Origin of the sequence: Heliomicrobium undosum (assembly GCF_009877425.1) — a bacterium.
Classification (GTDB): Bacteria; Bacillota; Desulfitobacteriia; order Heliobacteriales; family Heliobacteriaceae; genus Heliomicrobium; species Heliomicrobium undosum.
This window is the reverse complement of the sequence record NZ_WXEY01000017.1, coordinates 1-19,917: the sequence shown is the minus strand read 5'-3', so window position 1 is coordinate 19,917 and position 19,917 is coordinate 1. Positions and strand designations below refer to the sequence as shown.

Sequence of the window (19,917 nt, the reverse complement as noted above, 5' to 3'; positions counted from 1 at the left end):
TATGAAGCCGCTGAGTCTAGCGGGAGAGCCCCGGCCTTCCTATTGGAAGGAACGGGGCTCTTTTCATATCATCACGCTTTTTGTTGTTCTCCCAACCCATTTTGAATTTCTGCCACTGCTGATTCTGTTTCAATAGGGCCGCGCCCTTTCTCCCAGTTCACCAACAAGATCGATAAAATCACCATGGCGCCGCCGGCGATCTGGACAGGGAGGACGCTTTCATTCAAGAACATATACCCGCATACAACGCCCACGACCGGCACCACGTTCAAGTAGAGCGTGGTGATCGTCACATCGAGCCGTTGCAACGCGTACATGTACAAGAAATAACAGAGCGCCGAGCAACAGAGGGCAAGAAAGAGGATATGGCCGAAGGCAGTCAGGGAAAAGAGGCCCCATTGCTCCCGCTCCAGAAGGGAGAGTGGAGCGAGCAGCAACGTTCCCAACAAAGCCTGGTAGGTGGTCAGGGCCAGACCGGAGTAGTGGGCGAGAGACTTGCTCATGAGGGTGTAGACGGTCCAGCACAACATCGCCCCCAGGACAAGCAGGTTTCCCACAAAGGTGTCGGAGGTCAGGTCCATCTGACCGTTGGCGGTAACCGAGAGATATGTGCCGACCAGAGAGGCGGCGATGGCCACCCACTGGATGACGGACACCTTCGTCTTATAGATGGCGATATCGAGCATGATCGAGAGGACCGGAACAATCGACGTGATCAGTGACGCGTTGGCAGCCGTTGTCAACTTGACGCCGCTGTTTTCAAAATAGAAGTAAAAGGTGACGCCGAGCGCCCCGGCCAATAGCATCCGCAGGCGGTCGGCTTTTTCCAGTTTCGCGCCCGGTTCGGTAAGGCGCAATGCCCCCCAGAGGATCACGGAGGCGATAATAAAGCGGATTAGCGCCAACGTCACCGGTGGCACCTCGGTGACGGCGATCTTGATGCTGATAAAGGAAATCCCCCAGAAAAGCACGGTGACGAGCATCGCCAGGTTGGCCCAGAGATTGACCCGGAACATGATGCAATACTTCCTTCCGTTGATGTCTTCCTACCTGTCGAATGTAGGAGCGAGTATTTGCTAGAAAAGATGCAGAACGGCAACGAAAACGGGATAACCTACATTGGATACGATGAGAACTTCACGAAAGGAATTGGGAGGAACGTTATGATCACTCGGTTGGGCCACGTATGCATCCCCGTAAAGAACTACGACGAGGCGATCAAATGGTATACGGACAAACTCGGCCTCGCGCTGCACAGCGATCAGTCCTTCGGCGGCGAATACCGTTGGGTGACCGTCGGCGCCAATGGCAGCCCGGAGACGCAAATCGTCCTCTACGAGATCAAAGCAGGGGAAAAGGATCCCCGTTTGAGCAAAACCGGCCAAATCGTCGGCTGGGTCTTCAACAGCGACGATTGCCGCAAAGATATCGAGCAATTTCGGGCAAATGGGGTCAAGATCACCCTGGAGCCCGATGAAGCCCCCTGGGGAATTCAGGCGGGTTTCGAGGACCTCTACGGCAACTCCTTTTTGCTTGTCCAGCCGAAAGCGTTTTCACCGAAATGAACCATTCATGACCCGTCGGTCACTACACAGGTGTCCCGAGCGAGGCGTTCCGATGAGAGGGCGTGCCACTAAAAGGGCACGCCTATTCGTTTCCCCGCAGTCGATTTTTCTTGGCGAGGTAATTGCCCTTGACAACGAAAATATCGTGCAAATGGGTCTCCATCAGCCTGGTCATGAGGTCGCATTTGACCATGAAGATAAAGTAGGCCTTTTGTTCGTCTTCGCCCGCTGTCTCCAGGTTGCCCATGCCCTTGAGGATGATCACGTCACTTTCCCGGTACAGGCGCTGAAACTCTTCGGTGCACTGGGACAGCACCACACCCGGCAGGCGGGAGCCGCTGCTGATGACGCGGGCATAGGCCGGAATGCCGATCTCTTCCGCCTCTTTTAACGTCACGTCATTCAGAATGGGAACGTCCCGGACGGCGAAGGTGATGGCGATTTGGGGATAATGCCGCCGCAGGGTTTCTAAGACCAGTTTGTCGAGGACCACTTCCCCGCAGTTGTCGCCTACATAAAGCAACGTCTTGGCCGCCGCCAACTCCTGCTTTAAGGTTTCCACATCGGGGAGATCGCGCTCCGTCTCTGCAGCCTTGAGGATCAGGTTCCGGGCATAGGTTTTATCGACGGAGGCGGCAGTGCCGAAATCGATGATGTTTGCCAAAGCGCTGAAGCAGAGGGCGGTTTTCACCGGATCGTCGCTCTTGGCGATCAACTCGCGAAACTCGTCTTCGAGACCCATCATCTCCCGGTTGAAAAGCTCTTTCTCCGCCTTATAAAGGTCCTCCGTGCCGGATGCGGCTTTGATTTTATTATGAAAGGATGCGGTAAGGATGGGCGCGCAACTGTCCACGCGCAGGTTCTCCTGAAAGCCGCGCATCGACTCGGCGATGATCTGGTAGCGCTCTTGTTCATCGGGAATAAAGCGCCGGGTCGCTTCCATCAATTGTTTCACCGTGCAGGCGATGCATTCCAGGTAGAGCTTCATGGACCACGTTCCTTTCCGCCGGTGCTGTCCGCACTCTTGGGTACTATCGAACCTTAATACAATTCCCCGTGAAAGCCCATACCCCTGCATGGACAACAAAAAGAGGAGCCATTCGCCCCCTCTCCCATACATCCAACCCTTTGTTCAGTGTCTTATCCTATTTTTAGCGCTCTATGCGATTGCATATCGTCCTATCCTAATCCGCAGAAACTACGGCAATGGGCTGGCGAATGATTGTTTTCCACTTGGCCGGATCGGCCCGCCGGGTGTCGCTTAGGTAGATTTCATGATGCTTGCCGGTGAATTGGCACCCTTTTTCAGCGATAAAGCGATGCAATTTTTCCACCGTCGGACCTTCCTCGGAAAAGGGACCGATGTGCAGGATCTGCGCGACCAGACCTTCGACGTAGCGTTCGAAGCGCATCCTATCCAGCGTGGGCAGACCTTTCTCCTTCTTCACCTTTTCCACCGCTACGCGGACATGGGCCTCTGTAACGATTTCAGGCTGCATGATCATGACCGTCCACTGCCATTTGGTCTTATCATCGATGTCGAAGCAGGCCATATCATCGCACCACCAGAGTCCTTCCAGCGGCAGCACGCCATAGTCGATCCCCTCGGGTCCCTTTTTGATCAGAAACTTCAGCGTATAGGATACGCTGAAAAGCGCCTCCACGGCGGCTTGAAAGTCGGCGGAGGTATTTGGATCGCCGACGCCGTCGATCATCAGGTAATGCATCGGTGGGACGGTGACAAGGGCGCATTCCTTCGCCGAGGCGGAATAGCGCTGCTTGAACTCTTTTTTGTAGTCCACTTTGTCGACCTTATCAGCCTTGTCCGCTTTGACCATCGGCATCTCCCTTCCAGCACTCTCGATAGGCGTTGTCAAAGACAGAAGTCCGGCGCTGGGGCACCCGGTGAAGACCATTGGCCTTTATTCAATACGGAAATGCGCGATCGACTCCTTCAATTCCTCCGCCGTCGTGCTGTTCTCGGCAGCCCCTGCGGCGATCGTCTCCATGGCCGCCGTTGTCTCCTCTGTCGATGCGGCGATCTGCTGGGCGTTGCGGGCGGTATTTTCCACGACCGACGCCAGACCGTGAATCAGGGAGACGATTTTCTCGGAACTGGCCACTTCCTCATTGGTCACCTCGGCGATCTCCAATACCTTCCGCACCGTTTCGTCGACATGGGTCAAGATGTTTTCCAGTGAACGGCGCGCCTGATCGGCCACCTGGACGCCCTTGTCCACCTCATCGCGGCTCTGGCTCGTCGCCGCCATCGCCTCTCGGGTGCTCTCGGCCACCTTTTTCACGAGCATGGCCACTTCTTCGGCGCCCCGGTTCGATTCTTCCGCCAACTTGCGCACCTCATCGGCGACGACGGCGAAACCCCGACCGGCCTCGCCTGCCCGGGCCGCCTCAATAGCCGCATTCAAGGCGAGCAGGTTCGTCTGGTTGGCGATGCTGGTGATGGTGTCGGCGATCATCTCGATCTGCTGAGAGTAGCGACTCAATGTCTCCATCGACTGTTCCGCTTCGACGGTGCGCTGGCGGATGTTGGTCATACGCTGCACCGCCTGGCCGACCGTCTCCTTCCCCTCCTGGGCGGCCTGCTGGCTCACATGGGAGAAGCGGGCCGCCTCTTCCCCGTTGCACTTGGCGATCTGGATCAGCGACGAGAGTTCCACCAGCACCTGGGAAACCTCTACCACCGCTTTGTTTCCCTGCTCCGCGTCCATAGCGAGCTTGTCCACGTTGTGCGCCACATCGCCAGCCGTCGCGGTCACCTCTTCACTGGAGGCGGCCATTTCCTCTGAAGAAATGGCCAGCCGTTCCGCCGTTCCTTTGACCTGACCGATCAAGGCCCGTAACTGCGCCGTCATCCGCGTAAAGGCCTGGGCCAACTCACCCAGTTCGTCTTCCGACTCGACCTCAATCACTGCCGTCAAGTCGCCGTCGGCAACGACTCCGGCGCCTTCCATGATCTTCGTGATCGGCCGGACCAACGTGGCCGCCAAGAGGAAGGCGAAACCTAAAGCGACGGCAATTGCGGCTACGGCAATGATGCTGCCGATAGTCAACTGTTGTTTGGCCGCCGCCAAAGCCTCCCCTTCTGGCACCTGCGTGACGACCGCCCACTTCGTCTGAGAAACGACGGCATATCCCGCCAGTTTGCGAACGCCCTCCCAGTCGTAGCTTTCCGAGCCGGTCTCCCCTTGGAGCGCTTTTTGCACCGGCGGCAAGACGCTCACATCGGATTGCTGGCGGATCATGTCGGCGTTGGGATGGGCGAGCATCTTGCCGCTGTTGTCGGTGACAAAGGCGTACCCGCTCTGGCCGATCTTGACCGCGTTGGTGATGGTCGCCAGTTTCTCCAGATTCATAACGCCTAAAAGCCCTCCGGCGAAACGGCCCTGGCTGTCTTTCAAGGGAACACCGACAATGACGGACGGTTTTCCCGTGCCTTTCGAGATCAAGACTTCACTGATCACCAAGGGGACCCCTTTTTGCAGGTCCTGAAAGTACCTGCGATCAGCGACGTTCTGCAGTTGCCCCTCCGTCCTGACCGTCTGCTGCCCATCGGGCCGGACGACGATGAGGCCGCTCATATCGTCGAACTGGCTGCCTGCCGCTTTCATGGCCGGCAGTTGGCGAGCCGGATCCATCGATGTCATCTCCGGCATCTGGCTCAGGATGTGTAAGATGCTGATGCGGGCTGAGAGCACGTTTTCGATGTTGACGGCCAGGTTGCCGGCGATGGCCCTATTGCTGTCATAGGCGTTTTTCTTCAGTTCCTGCTGGCTCATGTACGTGGTGATGCCGGTGACCGTGAGCAGCGGCACGATCCCGATGAGGGCAAAGGAGAGGACCAGCTTGCTCCGCAGGCGCAGTTTGGCAAACCAGGATGCCATGGGCGATCATCCTTTCGTGATGAAATGCTCTTTTTTCTGCAGCATTCGATTTTTCTCGACAATGTATTTGTTATCATTTAGACAATCGCGCTGTAAAATCCTTCTTGGTTCCGAAAGGACGTCCTTTTCCTCTCCATATGAGGCTGTCTCTTCACCTTCATCGAGATATCCCCAACGCGAGGGTAAAAAAATAACCGGGCGAATACACCCGGTTTTTCAATCAATAAGGCGATGAATCTGTCTTGCTCGATTCAACGGATGCGGACCATCCGCAGCGCCTGTCCGGTCAGTTCATCCTGCTCCCCTTCACGCACCAGGCGAAGCAGTTCCTCAATAAAAACGTCTCTCACCCACAGCCGGCCAAAGTATCCCGTTCCTGGGAGCAGGTCGACTTCCACATCAGGGCGCGCCGGCTGGTCGACGTAACGAGGGTAGAGGATGACGGAGCAATGGCCTTTTCCGGGGATAGACTGAAAGCGCTGGGCGTAGAAGGCCAACTGAAAGATATCGGCTGTGTCGACATGTTTTTCCCCGTAGTTTTTATATTTCGTATCCAGAACAAGCACCGTCCCTGATTCCTGTTCTGTCACCAGCAGATCGGGAATCACCTGCCGGTACGTTTTTCCGCCAGCCAAAATCGCATCTCGCACCGTCTTTTGGGCGCTGACCCGGTATGGGCCAGGCAGATAACGACGCAATAATTCCCGGACAAAGGCCTCGAAGAGTTCGTTCATGTTCACCAGCATGGAGTAAAAGGATTGCTCGTGAAAATGAAAAAGATTCTCAGCAGCCACCTGCCGGAACAGATACCAGGCTAAGCGATGCGCTTTCTGGTAATGGCTGTTCAACCGGTGGTAGCGGAACTCGGGCCATTGCTCCTCTTGGTAGGGCTGGCAATGGACCTCCCATTCTGCCCGAAACCGGTTGAGCCGCCGCCGCGTTTCCGGGGCCAATCGGTAACGGCTAGCCACCGCCAAGGCCGTCAGAAGGACCTGGTTTTCGGGGATGTCGGTCACCAGTTCGTCATAGCGGCAGTAGATCCGATCCGGCGACGCAGGGTTTTTTTGCAGGTTGATGATGTAGTCGGGACGCCCCCGCAGCAGGCGGAGGTTATCCTCTTCCGTCACATACTCCTTGACGATGCCTTTTTTCAACAGACCGTCCAACTCGTCCAGATAGAGCCGCACAAAGAGTTCCATCAGGTCGCTTCTTCCATGCGCGCTTTCTGTCTCCCGTTTCCGGTGGAAAGGAATCCCCTCTATGAAGGCGACCATCTCCAGCAGGGAGGTAAAGCCCCGGTGGAACTTGGGTTCGATGACGATGCGGATCCGCTCCAGTTCGATGACGCCAACCCAAGAGGTTGCCTCCAGGTGCAGGCCCGTCCGCAGTTCCCGCACAAAGAACCGCTGTTCCCGACCTTTTCCGCCGTCGACAACGGACAGGCCCTGCAGGTACTCTCGCTCGGCGTCGCTCAAGTGGTAGTCATCGATGTGCAGACGACCGTACTCCGGCATGCAGTGAACTTCTTTCATCATTCGAGGGTCCTACCGGTCCCGGAAGTGCTTGACGAGCGCTGAAATGAATATATCGTCACTTTCCTGAAAGATATCACTGTTGATGGTCATGGCCTCGACATCGACAAAGTCAGCGCCGACGATATCGGCCAGTTTTTCGTAATCGTCGAAACAGTACTCCTGGACCAGCGGGATGATCTCCAACTCGTAAATCCCTTTCAGTTCCTCGACGGTCCGGATGGGTTCTCCCTTTTGCATCAAATAAGCGTGGCCGATCTGTTTGTCCCGGCCGCCGAATTCGACGAGGCGTCGATTGATCTTGTCCAGGATCGTCTTCAGGCTGATCCCCAGGCCGTCGATCTCGTAGTCAAGCAAGGCGAGATCGGGCATGCACTCGATAAAGGCAAAACGGCGTTTGAGGGCCGCGTCCATCATTTTGATGCTCCGGTCAGAGGTGTTCATCGTGCCGATGATGTAGAGGTTCGCCGGTATGGAGAAGCGCTCCTTGCTCTGGGGCAAGGTGACCTCCACGCCGCGCTTGTCTTTCTCGATCAGCGTGATCAGTTCGCCGAAAATCTTCGGCACATTGCCCCGGTTGATCTCATCGATGATCAGGTAGTGGGGCAACTTCTGGTTTTCCTCCGCTTGAGCGCAAAAATTGACGAAGATCCCTTTCTCCAAGCGGAAGGCCACCTGACCGTTTTCCGCGGGCGCCGGTTTATAGCCCTCAATGAAGTCCTCATAGTGAAAGGACGGGTGGAATGTGCAGAGGACGGAGTGGACGCGCTTTGATGTGACCGAGTCGAGCAGGCGCGCCGTTTCGGTGTCGTCATTTTCAACAAGGTAGTCTTTTACCCATGCGGCAAACTCGGGCGTCGCTTCGAACATGGTCCCCCGATTGCCCATCTTCCCGGCTTGCGTATTCTGATACTCAGGCGTGTTCTTGACAACATCGTAAGGGATCGGAGCGGCAAAAGGCCGGACGCCTTTGATGGGCAACATCTCTCTCGCCTCATCGAGAAAACCGGCAACCTCAGCAATGCCCACAAATCCGGTGTTCTCCATAGAGGCCTTGCCGCTCTGATAACAGAGCACCTTGTCACCCGGTCGAGCCCGTCTATAATTGCGTTGGACAGAGCGGACTTTGAACTCCTGCGCTTCGCCATTCGTCAGGATATCCTTCCAACGGAAATCAAAACGCGGCGATGTCACCATGATCCAAACGTTCGCTGTCATCTCGTCAGCCCGGGTAAGCAACTTGTCTTTTATATACTTCCAGCGGATGAACTTGCGCGCCAGGAAGGTCTTGCCGGTGCCCGGCGGGCCATAGAGAATGCACTGGCCTTTTCGTTCCAGCGATTTCTCCAGGCGGGCGAAAATGCGTTCCTCTTCAGCGGTGAAGGTTTCCGCAACGATAGGGGGTTGCGGTTGCGCTCCTTGCGTTCTTCGCGGCGCCCGCGACGTCTCGGCGGGTGAGCCCTGTGCAACCTGACTGGCTTCACCGGATGTCCATTCCACATAATTTTTTCGGCTGACTTCCTTAACCGTCGTCATGGCCCAGTAGGTCTGCTTCGGAATGTTTCGCGGCGGCTCAAAGGACTTCTCCCAGTCCACATACACGACATGCCGGAAGGTGGGCAGGTCTCCGCGATACGCATAGCCTTTTTCGTTGACCCTTCCGACGCCCACGATCTGACTCATGCCTTTGTTGGCGATGACCCAGTCGCCGGGCTTTAGGTTGTAGAAGTTCCAGAGTTCGTTCGCCTTGCGGGTGTTGGCGGATAGCGTATCGTGAAAGTTGTGTTTCAAAAAGGCGCTCTTGAATTCGTCATAGTCAGGGTATTGACGCAAATCGCCCATCTCGTTCCAACCGATCGAGATGTACCCGCCGGCGAGACACTCAGGCCACAATGCGGCGCCTTCACCGGGGGCGACCTTGAAGTATTTCTCTTCGCGCGTGAAGTGGGTATATAAAAAATCTTTGATCGCTGCGGCGATGGCCGTTGCGCTTGCGGACTGCCAGATCCGGCGGACCCCTGGATCGGCCCACCCTTCCCAGGCCATTTCATCGAAAGCCTGCTTCAGACGAAGGTTGCAGATAGCGCTATCCTTCCCCTGCCACTCCGAAGCCGGCACATCTAATTCCTCAAGGAACTGTTGAAGGTGTTCCAGTTTGTAAATGGGGAGGAACTTGACAGGATGGTACAGGTAGAGGACTTTTCCCTTCAACATATCCCGGCCGTTGAGGAGGGAGTCATCTGCTATTTCCCCGGCGGTATCTCCGTCGTACCCTTCGAGCAGGCGGACGATGTCGGCGCGCAGGCGGAGCCACGCTTCTTCGGGCGACCGAAACGTTTCGGGGTATTTCCATGCCGCTTCCTTGGCGCTGTAATAAATGATCAACTTGACGGCTGTTCCGCCTCGGATGCTGCCAAGGGGAAGCGTATTGTATTCCAGCCACCAGCAGAAGGATCCTGTTTTGGACTTGCCCAGAGCGTACCGCTCCAGGGACATGTCCGGCAGAGATGAACGGGGAAATTCGCGGAGAAAGTCTTGATGAAGTTGGTCGGACAGGCGGAGCGTTTCCTCAGGGTACTGCGAAAGGAAGGATTCGAAAAGGGACTTTACCGGTTTATCTTGATTGCTCATCGGCGGAAAACACCTCCGCTAAACCGTTTTTTTCACTCTTTTATAGCAAATCAGCGTCTATCGCTGGAATCAGTTCGCCAACCGCCTACATGTATTCCCCGGCTTCCACAACCGGAATCGCCTCTTGCTCCAGCCACTTTCCGCAAGCGAGCATTTCTTCAATCAAAGGACTCCATCGCTTATAACGCGGTTCCCGTTGCAACCGCCGCAGCTTCTCGCCATATTCCCCCGAAAAAGCGATGCCCTTACCGACATGGCGCAAATAGGCGCGTACATCCATCAGCATGGGCTGAAGCGCCGGAAAGAAGCGGGACTGTAAGAACTCAAAAATCGCAATCCCCCCGGCGTCCATGTCCCCCCAATGATAGCACTCGATTTTTCCAGGCGCGTCGATTTGATCTGTGATCCTCTCGCCGATGCGACGCAGCAACCGCTGGATCTCCCGGTTCGGAAAACCGCCCGTATAGATGATCACGGCGCGCTTCCCCGCTTTTTGCGCCTGCTGCACCAACTCATGGTAGCTCGTCAGGTTCTCGACGGTGACGAGGAGCGGCGCATCGATGACCAGACCGCAGATATCCTTCACCGTTTGCCCGCTCACGCCCAGCCCCCCGGGCACATCGGCCGAAACCTGGCCACCCTGGGCCAACTGCAGCGCTATCGGCCCCGCCAGCAGAACCATCTGGGGATGCTTGAGCAGCCCCACCGCCTGCAGGTATTCGTCGTCTGAATCATACTCCTCTGCCAAAGACCGCTTCAGCAACGGCAACAGCCGCTTTTCGACCCGCTGTTCTAAGGCCTTCGAATCGCCCAGCACGGATTGGCTGAACAAGCGTTTCGGCACGCTGTCCTCCACCGCAGGCAGCGCTTCGAGCACCTGCACCAGTTCTTGATAGCCGGGCCGGTCGTCGATATCCAGGCGCGCCGTCTTCCGAGCAGCCAGCGCTTCATCCGTCTCCGCCCACCAGCAGCGCACCCACTCCCATGGGTGGGCCTGCAACGGCTGCAACGTGTCGCGGAGCGCCGCCAGTTGATCCCCCTTTGGCGTCACACCGGCCAACCGGTATGCCTTGTCCACAGCCTCGTAATTCAAGTAGACCTTCCTAACCTCGATGCCTTGTTTGAACCGGGGCCAAGCGATAGAGACGATCCCTTCCGACGCCAGTTCCTCCAGGGCGAGATGAATCTCCTCCCGCTTGCGGTGATTCATCTCGTCAAAGTAGTCGCGGGCAAGCGCCTCATCGTCACAGTCGGCCATGGCGAACTGGGGCCGTTGCTTGCTCGGAACACCTGTCCGGAAGGCCTGGCTGTTTTCATACTTTTTCAAGAGCAAAGAGAGTATCTTGCGCTGGTACCTGCTGCTTTCCGGACTGCGCTTCTCGCCGGACCTTCTGGGGTTTTGAGTCAAAGACAGGGGCTTCTCCTTCGCCATTTCCTTCTACTCGCTCCTCGCTCGGTCGATTCCTTTCGCTGCCACCTCCAAGCCCCTCCACGACACCGCTCGCCTCCGCCTTGTCAATCAAATCGACAAAACAGGTATAACCGTCGCGGTGCACGATCAGCGTCGTCGTCACTTCGGGCGCCATGTGCTGCATTTTCTCATCGGGCACAGCGGCGATCAGTTGCAGGTTGAGCCGCTTGATCAGCCGCAGGCTCGTCTGGATCCGCTCCTCGTCCATCTTGTTAAAGGCCTCGTCGAAGACGACCAGCCGCATCGTCTTGTTCGAGCCGTACAGTTGGTAAAAGGACGCCAGGATGGTGATATAAAAGGGCGTCTGCGTCTCGCCGCCCGATTTTTCCCGCAATACCTGAGAGAACATGTAGCGGTTGCCCCGGCTTTCCACGGCGATGTCAAAGTCCAGGTAGCGCCGGTAATCGGTGAACTCCTCCTGATCGCCGATATCGCCCCGGATCAGGCGCTCAAAGAGTTCATGCAGCGCCGCCGCCTTGTCCTCCTGGTCCAGGTCAAAGAGGGAGCCCCGTTCCCCCACATTGGGATCCATGATCACATCGTAGAAGCGCTTGTATCGTTCACTCGCCTTGATCTCAAAGCGGTAGTGGTCCTCCGAAAAGGGAAAATGCCGCAAAGCATGGTTTAACTCACCGAACTCCCGCTTGGCCGAATGGATGGCCTCGCGCATTTTGAAGATAAAGTGGGATTTGAACTCTTCCTCCGACTGGGCCAGCGCCTCCTGCAACTTCGTCTGGTACGCGGGAATGTCCACCGATGCAATCTCTGTCAACAGCGGCTGGTACTCTCGGTTGTCCCGGCCTTCTACATCGGCGTTGTAGTTGTACTCCTTGTTGTAATCCTTGCGGAAATCCCGCAGCGTCTGAAACTCCTGATCCCGTTTGTTGGCGTTCCCCTTCTGATTGGTGATCAGATTCGATAACTTCGTCGCCGTGGCCTGTCCGGACCGTTCCGCTTCCCGCCAGCGCTCCTCCGCCCTGGGCAGCAATTCGGCCGGATAGGCCAGGTTCCATGCCCGCCAGTGTTCCTCAGCCTCGCGCACCCGGTTTTGCAGGACATATTGTTCACCAAGGCACTCCTTCAGCCGGTTGTCCTTCACCGTCTTATGGCTATCCAACTTCCGGCCCTCATCGGTCAACTCGTCCTGCCGCTTCCGCCAGAAATCATACTCATCCTTCAAGCGCTCCACTTCGCTCTTGTCCAGCCGCGCCAGTTCGCCCTGCTTGTCCTCGCGGTGCTGTTCCAGCGCAGCGATCACAGCGGGCAGCGTCAGATCGGGCGCCATCTGCGCATAGCGTGAGGCCCGTTCGGCCAGGTTCCTCGTCCAGCCTTCCACGGCGGCCTTGCGCTTTGCCAGGGCCGTTCGCCTTTCCTCCAACTGGGCCAGTTCCTGCCGCTTGATCTCCAACTGCCGCAGGATGGCCCGGGCGCCGATATAGGGGACGGCATAGCGTTTCTCCGGGATCTGGCGCGCCACCAGGTTGTGGTAGGACATGCAACTCCGGGTCACCGCCACCGCATGGCGGCGCAGATCCTGCTCGTTCTCGGCTTGCATGACGCGCCCCAAGAGGTGATCGATGCGCGCCTGGATGATCGGGTTGTCCGTCTTCAACACCATGGCCAGCGACCCCGCCTGGGCGCTGCCGCGAAAGCGGGCCTCCTTCCCCGTGTCGACGAGGCCGACCCCCTCCACGGCATGACGGCGCTTCTCCCGCTCATAGATGGAGAGCGCCTCGGCAAAGACCTCCGGCCGCACCAGCAGGTCGAAGCGCTGCGTGTTCAGATATCCCTCCACGGCGTTGCGCCATTCCTCGTCCCTTTCGTCGATCTCCATCTCCTCGCAGAAGATCCAGACAGGGGAACGGCCCCGCAGTCGCTCCTCCAGCAAGGCCTTTAAGTTCAGCACCTCTTTTTCGTAGACCCGTTGCTTCTTTTTCTCGAGGTCGTTGATCTGCCGCTTCAATTCATCCCGCTCGCCGTCCAGCGCCTTGAGCCGGTCCTCGATGCGGCCCAGGGCTTTCGTGAAGCGGCTGTGCAGATCAGACAAAAACAGGCCCACGTCCCGGAAGGCCTCCTCCTGCGCCTCAGCCTCGCGCGACGACTGGGGCGGCAGGGAAGCCAGGAGGTCGATCGCCTCCCGCAGGCGCTCCCGCTCATCCCCTTCCGGCGCCCATTGCCAGTGCTCGTCGCCTTCCCACTGCGCGAGATCCTCCAGGAGCGCCCTTTCCCGCCGGAGAAAACCCTTCATCGCCTCCAGCAGTTGGCTCTTCTCGCGAATCTCCTGGTTCGTTTTTCTGATCTCCTCTTTGAGTTCCTGCTCCTTTTTGTGAACGCCGTGCTCCTGCCAGTTCCGGTAGGCCACAGGCACCCGGTCCTGGGCTTCCGCCAGTTGTGCCCCATTCAGGCGCAGGTCTGCCTCCAGGCGGTCGATGTCCTCCCGCAATTGGGCGATCTCGCAGTCCACGTTCTCCAGGCTCTCCGCCTGCTGGGCATGCTGAAGCCGCCGGATCACATACTCCTGCGTATCGACGGTATCGCGCAGTTTGGCGTAGTTCTCAAACTGGGCGACAATCTTTTCGAGTTGGTTCTTCCGTTTCAGGAGGTCATCCAATTCCCGCCGGTACCGTTCGTGAATCTCGAAGTTTTCCCGCATCACGTCCAACTGTAGCGCTTTTTTATCGAGCACATAGTCGTAGACGAATTCCCGGACGTCCTGAATCGGCCGAAAGGAGAGGGCTTTGGTAAAAATCGAGACGAAGCGCTTGCTCACATGACCGACGCGGGTCAGAAAGGCTTCCTGGTAGGCGCCCTTGTTGCGCTCAAAGTTGACGCGGCCCTTCAATCCCCCGCACCAGCGGCGAAACTGCTCCCGGTTTCGCAGTTGGCCTTTCTGACCGCTGGGATGGATCAGATCCAAGTCGTCGATCCCCACCCCAGCCAGGATAAAGTACTCCTCATCCACGTTGTTGTCGCGAAAAACATCCATGACGACGCCGACGACGAAGCGCTCCTTTTTCGGCTCGTCATAAAACTCACTGAGGATGTAGGTCGTAAAATCACCGTCACGGACAAACTTCTGATCGTCGCTGCCGATCTTGCCGCGCAGGTAGCTTACCAGGCTCCGCTTGGCATCGTCATGGGCGGCGGAATTGAACCGGATCTGCCTCTGATTGGCCACAAAGAGGACCTGCATCGCATCGATGATCGTCGACTTGCCGGCGCTGTTCCGCCCGGAAATCAGCGTCTGGGGGCCGAATTCCAGCGTCTCGTCCTGAAAGTAGTGCCAGTTAATCAAGCGCAGGCGTTTCAGCCACTTCATCGAACATCCCCTCCTCCCCGCTGATCTCGTAGCGCATGATCTTGCCGTGCAACGTCTCCAGGACCTCGCCGTCAATGGCGTGTTGCAGGCTGTGGAACAGGCGGAAACGGCAGTTGTCGGCCCGGACATCCTCGTCGAGCGCGTCCATCAACTTATAATGGACGCCCAGGCGGACCAGGTCGACCAGGCGCGACTTGGTGAACAGGGGCAACCGGAACGTCTCATACTTGGCGCGGATCTCGTTCAGGTTGGTCATCGGGTAATCGCTCAATGTCAGGCTCTGCCGCTTTTCCTGGTAGATCAGCCGCAGCACGAGCAGCCAGATGCTTTCCTCCCGGCTCAAGGGACGGCGGTGAAACCCCTCGGGCGACGCCACAGCGATGCATTCATGGCGCTCATCAAAGGTAATCTCCCAGCCGAGAAACTTGAAGAATTCCTCCAGTTGGGGCCGGAGCCGCCGGGCCAAAGCATAGCGCTCCCGTTCCAACTCTTTTAACAAAAAATTCACGGCCATCAGCCGGTTGATCACGTCTCTTAATCGCTCCCGGTCTTGTTCGCCCAGGTTCTCAAACACAGCCATCCCTCCTATCGCCGGACTACCCGCCGCTCATAAAAACGGTAGTCGCCCATCTCCAGCACCCGGTTTTCCCTCCCCCGGATGAGCCGGTATCCGGCCTTCCCATCATAGCCGTACAGGTACGTGTAGACGAGAAACAGAAACTCTTCGACCGTCGTCGGCGCCAGTTCCTCGATGCCGATCTCCTTGCGCGCGCCCATCCGCCCCAGGACGAAGGCCTTCACCTTGTCACGTGTGATCGCCCGGCGCATGCGCTCCAGGTCCTTCTCCCGCAACTCCCGTTTCAGTTCTTCCGGGATTTCGACGATGACCCGCGCCTCCGGTTGATGAGGCGCGCGCTTTCTCCGCGGCGTGAACAGGGAATCCTCTGTCAAGTGGCGTAGGCGCAACAGGCGAAAGAGCCGGGAAAGGGCCGCCTCCGCGGCCGCGGTATCCGCCTCTTTGCCGAGCCGCTCCAGCAGACCGGCCAACTGCTGATCCATCCCATGGCTGTGCTGACTCAAGTACCGCGCCCTGTCGTAAGAGGCGCGCAGGTACTGGTTGTGACGGAGGTCGATCTGGTAGAAGACATCGTCCAGTCCCCGGTACGCTTCCTCAATGAAAAGCAGCGCCCCCCGCAGGCGCTGTTCTCCCTCTTCCCGGTCAGAGAAAAACTCGCTGCGCAGCCCGTCTTCAATAGCCCGCTCGAACCAATCCTTATCCCAGAGAGACTTCTGCACCGTCTCCAAAATGCGTTGCCGGTAGCGGGACACATGATCGGACGTCTTCAGCCGGTGATAGCTGCGGTCGACGATCTTCGCCTTGTACTCATCAAAGTGGTGATTGAGCACATCGCTGATGGAGGACTTCTGGGCAACCTGCTCCATGTGGTGCTTCATATTGTTAACGAGGATGTTCAACTCGTCTTGAAACTGTTGGGTAATCTTCTCCGCTTCCAGAACGGCCAGCCCTGGGCGGTGCTTGATCTCCTCCCCAGTCAGCAGTTGATAGGTGAGAAAAGCGAACCGCTGATACTCGACGACACGCTCCTCGCAGAGATCTTTCAGCACCGCCAGGATGCGGCTCGTGTAAAAGGGCAGGACCACGTACTGACGAAAATTCTCCCGCGTCTCTATCTGGATCCATCCCAACCGGTCCAACCGCCGGAGGATGGCGTTGGCCTTCATCCGGAACATATCGTCGTCAAAGGGAGCCTGCCCACCCGGCGCTTCCTGCTCCTCTTCCACGTCGAAGACAAACCCTTCCTCCTCCTGGCTCTCGACCAACTCCTGCATCAGGTCGCGGAGCACATCCATGGCGATGCCGAAGCGGGTAATCTGATACTGCTGGTAGACGAGAAACACCGCTTCGGCAAAGATCTGCCTGTTCTTGCCCGAAAAGAGTAGAAAGAACTTGTCCGGGAGGATGTCGAAGAGTTTCATGGAGGACCTCCGTTAGGGTTTGTTGCGTTTCACTGGACCTTATCTTGCAGCAAGAAGTCTTAAAAAAAGAATCTTATTATGACATTATAGACTATTTCGTGTTCTTTTCGTGCCTGCCTTCATAAAATGTCTTTTTTTACATTAAACGAGAGATAAAATAAACAAGAGATGAAATAACAAAGCCGGACTCATTTGTGATCGAGTCCGGCCTGAAATGCCCCTTAGCAAAATCGCTCCCGAAACGCCTTCACCACCGTCTGCAACGGCGCGTCGAGTCGAGTCATCGCCTGGACTTCGATATCCTCAGGAACTCCTCCATAATAGGCCTCAGCGATGCCACCTGTGATGCACGCGATCGTATCGGAGTCTCCGCCAATCGAAACAGCGTTTCGGATCGCATCTTCAAAATCAGTCGACTCTAAAAAGGCGCGAATCGCCTGGGGGACCGAACCCTGGCAGGATACATCGAAGGAATAAGCGGGGCGAATCTTCTCCAAGGTCATCTCCAGGTCATATTCGAACCGGCCCTCGATAAACGCTTTGATGCCCTCTTTCGATTCGCCTGTTCGGGCCAAAAAGATCGCCGCCGCCACCGCCTGGGCGCCTTTGACGCCCTCCGGGTGGTTGTGCGTCACTTCTGCGCTGGCCTTCGCTTCTTGCAGCACCTCTTCCAGTGTGGAAAAGGCGAAACCCACCGGAGAAACGCGCATGGCTGAGCCGTTTCCCCAACTGTGATAGGGCATCATCTGGTCGGACATTGCCCATGCGCGAAAAGATCCACCATAGCCTGCATGAGGATAATCGCCGAAATATCGCTTAAAGTTCTCGCCGTACCCCGTTCCGGACATGATGCTGTCCGCAACGGCCATAGTCAGGACCGTGTCGTCGGTAAACCGGCAACGTGGTGAGAATAGGGGAAACTCCTTCGTCTTGATGTTCTCCCATTCGTAGACGGAGCCGATGATGTCACCGGCGATGGCGCCAAGCATCGTTCAACCTCCTTCTCGATCATGTTGTGTCCTCAGTCTTGTAGTTGATCATTACTTCCACGAGTCGCCGGAGTAATCCTTTTTAGACTCCTTTCCGAAAATGTTCAGTCACTCATCAGCATCTGCGCATTAGCATTAGCATCTGTGTCTGCATCGGCATAAGGCATTGCATTTCGCCAAAAACAAAAGATCTCTCGCAACACAAGATGGTATAATGAAAAAAAATACAAAGGAGGAAAAGCCATGGACTGCGCCATTGAACTGTCCGAACAGCCTTCCCGTCCCGTGCTCTACATCCGCGCACGGACTGCCGTCGGCAACCTGCCCCAGGTGCTTGGCAAAGCCTACAGCGAGATCATCGCGTACCTGAACGAACTCGGGGAAGCGCCGGCAGATGCCGCCTTTGCAGCCTATTACAACATGGATATGGAAAATCTGGATGTAGAAATCGGCTTCCCCGTCGCGAAGCCGCTCGCCGGAAAGGGTGACATCCAGGCGGGAGAAATCCCCGCAGGCCGGCAGGTTTCCTCTCTGTATAAGGGGCCTTACAGCAAAATGGAGCCCTTCTATGCAGCCATGAGCCGGTGGATGTCCGAGAACAACATCACTCCGACTGGCGTGGTCTATGAGTTTTACTATAATTGTCCGGCCGAGGTGCCTGAGGAAGAACTGTTAACGAAAGTCGCCTTTCTCGTCAAATTGTGACATCCAAAGCCTCCCCCTAAATCGCCTTCAGCAAATGCGCTGGCGTTTGCCGCCGAAATGGCTCTTTGTTGACCGATAGAAGTGACTAAAGAAAAAGACGCCCTCAACTTTTTGTTGATAAAGGCGTCTTTTTTCATGCCAGTTAGATTGCTTGTTTAATTCAGGCATGTGGCTACTCGTCAGTCCCCCCAAGGGGTAGCCGCCGTAGAGCACGTTTCTGTTCCCATGTCGCCGGCGCCCGGTTTGCTTTTTCGCAAAAGAAGCCTAAATCCGCCCAGCGTGAACAGATACCGGCTGTCTACAATCGCTTTGAAGCTGGACGCCAACCTGCCGCGCATCGGTACACCCAAAACTAGGCCAACGCCGTCACGGGAACCCAAGGAGGCGACAGCCCCTTTCAGCTTTGGCGCAAAAGATTCCAATCCCCTGCCACCCCTCACTAGGATTTGCAGGTTACGGGCGCAAGTCAAGGCCTGAAGAACGGCGATCTGCGCCGTTGGCGGAAATGGCCGTTCTGACCCCGGATCGGTGAAGGCCGAACAGTCGCCAATGACAAAGACGCGATCGTGACCGTTTATGCGGAGATCAGGCGACACAGGAATCCGACCCCGTGTCGCCGTAAAGACCGTTCCGCAGGCGAGGCGGTTTCCCTGGACCCCGCCGGTCCACACGACGGTCGCCGGTTCAATCCGCCGCTCTCCAGCAACGCCTTCGAGCAGGACGCCCTTGGCATCGACAGAACGGATGCGCGTGTTGAAACAGAACTCGACGCCTCGCGCTTCGAGGGACTGCCGGGCATAGGCGGATAAGGAAGGGGTAAATCCAGGCAACAAACCGGATCCAGCTTCGACACAGAACAATCGTATGTGCTGGCGAGGCACGCCGTATTTCGCGCACCAGCGGGGAACCTGATCGGCCAACTCGCCGATGAACTCAATACCGGTAAAGCCGGCGCCGCCGACAACAAAGGTAAGCGTTTCGCCTGGCGCCCCTGACGCGGCGTACTCCGCAATCTGCCCCTCAATTCGATTGCGAATCCGCTTGGCCGCATTCAGACTCCGAATGGACATCGCATGTTCTGCGATTCCCGGGATGCCGAAGGTTGCCGGTTCAAAACCGAGGGCAACGACGAGGTAATCGTAGTGAAGCGGTTCACCGTGACAGAGAATCACCTGGCGCTCTTTTTCTCGGATCTCCAGTACGGTATCCTTGATAAAGCGGATGCGCCGGGTATCGATAACGTTTTGTATGGGGAGGCAGACCCGCCCCTCCTCACCTGTGCCGGCGGCGATTTCATGAAGCAAGGTCGTCTGGTAGTGGTAGTTATGCTTATTCACCAGTGTGATATCCGCTTCTCCCTTGCGTAGGGCTTTTTGCAATCGGACCGCCGTCATCAGCCCGGCATATCCTGCGCCCAGAATTAATATCCTCGGGTTTTTCAACAGCATGTTCAAAACACCCCACAAAAAAAATAAAGAGACATCAGAAGTTACTACACCTCTGATGTCTTTCCCTTACTCCAATCACTGCTATGCCACTCAAAGTATTTATTCCCATTAACTTGCAATCGCATTTTATTACTTTTTTTCTCATTCGTCAACGAAATTCCCTGAAAAGCGCTAATCACGGTCTGTATGCTTTTGAAGCATCCATAGATTCGGACGTAATGTTCCTATTGAATGATAAGACGAAATGTGAGATAGGCAAGGCCATGGGCTTTATTCATTCAAGCCCTAGTATCAATGAATTGCATAAAAACTGAGCACTGCAAAAAGCCCACCGCTTCCTTATAAAACAGTGGGCTT

14 protein-coding genes are annotated in these 19,917 nt (G+C 56.5%); 2 read left to right on the top strand and 12 right to left on the bottom strand.

Annotation, left to right across the window (positions count from 1 at the left end):
- Positions 1–71: 71 nt before the first annotated feature.
- Complete coding sequence (locus tag GTO91_RS13165) at positions 72–1,016, bottom strand: DMT family transporter (RefSeq protein ID WP_161259194.1); 945 nt, start codon at positions 1,014–1,016, stop codon at positions 72–74.
- Positions 1,017–1,163: 147 nt separating this feature from the next.
- Here GTO91_RS13165 and GTO91_RS13160 point away from each other — a divergent pair, with 147 nt between their 5' ends.
- Positions 1,164–1,565 (top strand): VOC family protein, encoded by a 402-nt coding sequence (locus GTO91_RS13160; protein WP_161259193.1) that lies wholly within the window; start codon positions 1,164–1,166, stop codon positions 1,563–1,565.
- An 82-nt stretch (positions 1,566–1,647) separates the two neighbouring features.
- Here GTO91_RS13160 and GTO91_RS13155 read toward each other — a convergent pair whose 3' ends face one another.
- The 10 genes from GTO91_RS13155 to GTO91_RS13110 all read right to left on the bottom strand — a co-directional run bounded on the left by GTO91_RS13155 (position 1,648) and on the right by GTO91_RS13110 (position 17,407).
- A complete protein-coding gene (locus tag GTO91_RS13155) occupies positions 1,648–2,553 on the bottom strand; it encodes a damage-control phosphatase ARMT1 family protein (protein WP_161259192.1) in 906 nt (301 codons plus the stop codon).
- Positions 2,554–2,749: 196 nt separating this feature from the next.
- Positions 2,750–3,403 carry a GyrI-like domain-containing protein gene (locus GTO91_RS13150; RefSeq protein ID WP_161259191.1) on the bottom strand — a complete coding sequence of 218 codons (654 nt, stop codon included), beginning with the start codon at positions 3,401–3,403 and terminating at the stop codon, positions 2,750–2,752.
- Between the two features lie 84 nt (positions 3,404–3,487).
- The gene (locus GTO91_RS13145; RefSeq protein WP_161259190.1) at positions 3,488–5,467 is read right to left on the bottom strand and encodes a methyl-accepting chemotaxis protein; all 1,980 of its coding nucleotides are present in this window, start codon (positions 5,465–5,467) and stop codon (positions 3,488–3,490) included.
- A 251-nt stretch (positions 5,468–5,718) separates the two neighbouring features.
- On the bottom strand, positions 5,719–6,981 hold the full coding sequence (locus tag GTO91_RS13140; RefSeq protein WP_161259189.1) for an McrC family protein: 1,263 nt from the start codon (positions 6,979–6,981) through the stop codon (positions 5,719–5,721).
- A gap of 30 nt (positions 6,982–7,011) precedes the next feature.
- Positions 7,012–9,630 carry an AAA family ATPase gene (locus GTO91_RS13135; RefSeq protein ID WP_161259188.1) on the bottom strand — a complete coding sequence of 873 codons (2,619 nt, stop codon included), beginning with the start codon at positions 9,628–9,630 and terminating at the stop codon, positions 7,012–7,014.
- A gap of 85 nt (positions 9,631–9,715) precedes the next feature.
- Positions 9,716–10,957: a Wadjet anti-phage system protein JetD domain-containing protein gene (locus GTO91_RS13130; RefSeq protein WP_207709029.1), complete on the bottom strand. Its 1,242-nt coding sequence runs from the start codon at positions 10,955–10,957 to the stop codon at positions 9,716–9,718.
- Entirely contained in the window at positions 10,944–14,420 is a 3,477-nt protein-coding gene (locus tag GTO91_RS13125) for an ATP-binding protein (protein ID WP_161259186.1), read from the bottom strand. Before GTO91_RS13125 ends, GTO91_RS13130 begins: the two co-directional genes overlap by 14 nt.
- The gene (locus GTO91_RS13120) at positions 14,389–15,000 is read right to left on the bottom strand and encodes a DUF4194 domain-containing protein (protein WP_170294242.1); all 612 of its coding nucleotides are present in this window, start codon (positions 14,998–15,000) and stop codon (positions 14,389–14,391) included. Before GTO91_RS13120 ends, GTO91_RS13125 begins: the two co-directional genes overlap by 32 nt.
- A 5-nt stretch (positions 15,001–15,005) precedes the next feature.
- Positions 15,006–16,418, bottom strand: coding sequence for a Wadjet anti-phage system protein JetA family protein (locus tag GTO91_RS13115; protein ID WP_161259184.1), 1,413 nt, complete (start codon positions 16,416–16,418; stop codon positions 15,006–15,008).
- Between the two features lie 221 nt (positions 16,419–16,639).
- Complete coding sequence (locus tag GTO91_RS13110) at positions 16,640–17,407, bottom strand: ADP-ribosylglycohydrolase family protein (protein ID WP_161259183.1); 768 nt, start codon at positions 17,405–17,407, stop codon at positions 16,640–16,642.
- A gap of 243 nt (positions 17,408–17,650) precedes the next feature.
- On the opposite strand from GTO91_RS13110, the gene GTO91_RS13105 reads away from it, so the two are divergent.
- Positions 17,651–18,112 (top strand): GyrI-like domain-containing protein, encoded by a 462-nt coding sequence (locus tag GTO91_RS13105; protein WP_161259182.1) that lies wholly within the window; start codon positions 17,651–17,653, stop codon positions 18,110–18,112.
- A gap of 179 nt (positions 18,113–18,291) precedes the next feature.
- Here the strand turns inward: GTO91_RS13105 and GTO91_RS13100 are convergent, their stop codons facing one another.
- Positions 18,292–19,560: an NAD(P)/FAD-dependent oxidoreductase gene (locus tag GTO91_RS13100; protein WP_161259181.1), complete on the bottom strand. Its 1,269-nt coding sequence runs from the start codon at positions 19,558–19,560 to the stop codon at positions 18,292–18,294.
- Between the last annotated feature and the right edge of the window lie 357 nt (positions 19,561–19,917).